Origin of the sequence: Priestia sp. BR_2 (assembly GCF_041954005.1) — a bacterium.
In the GTDB taxonomy this organism is placed as follows: domain Bacteria; phylum Bacillota; class Bacilli; order Paenibacillales; family Paenibacillaceae; genus Paenibacillus_AQ; species Paenibacillus_AQ lautus_A.
Map to the genome: position 1 here is coordinate 1 of NZ_JAVFHM010000345.1, position 721 is coordinate 721.

At 28.4% G+C, this 721-nt stretch carries 1 protein-coding gene; it reads right to left on the minus strand.

The genetic code is table 11. The features are described 5' to 3' along the window. Nucleotides 1-198 precede the first annotated feature (198 nt). The gene (locus RB298_RS31045) at nucleotides 199-630 is read right to left on the minus strand and encodes a hypothetical protein (RefSeq protein ID WP_486050186.1); all 432 of its coding nucleotides are present in this window, start codon (nucleotides 628-630) and stop codon (nucleotides 199-201) included. Nucleotides 631-721 lie beyond the last annotated feature (91 nt).

The following is a 721-nucleotide window of genomic DNA, read 5'->3' on the forward strand; positions in this document are numbered from 1 at the left end:
CACTTATACTTTTCCCTATGCATAAAAGTATAAGTTCACAAATAAAAAGGCTCTTATCATAGAAGAAATAGAGCCTTTTACCATATTATTTCCGATCATATGTTTTATGTTAACTAAAAGTGTATTCCTTTTGGAAGCCCTTTCACTTATAATCACAATTCATCCAACATTGTAACCAGGGCCTTGTTTAATATACTTTCATTTATCGTTTTTAGCCTGGGCGAATTTCCTTCTATGTATATCAAGATAATCCTCTAGAAGTACCTTTGCTGTAAGCAAAAGTTCAATTAATTCTTTTACTGTTTTTAACTGAAAATGTTCATTGATAATACCTAACCTAATATTTATATAAAATGATTGCAGAGTAGGTAAAAAATTCGTAGTAGTTGTATCAATTACCTCAATAATATCACTATGTTTATCCCATTTATCTGTTTTAAGATGAAGTTTTTGATTAGCTTCTGTTAAATCCATATGGTTTAAACTTTGGTTATTTATTATTTCTTCTATTAGCCTCAGTTGAATTAAATTATATGCAAGCTCTTTATCTACAGCATTTAAAGCTATGTATTCTTGTTTAACTTCTTTTAACTCGGTTCTTTTTTCTTGTTCCCTAAACTTTATATTCAAACTATATTTAGTATTTAATCAAGTTATTGTACCACCTAACAAATTACAAATTCGACCTTAAAACAACGAAGTATAATCCATACTCCACCTC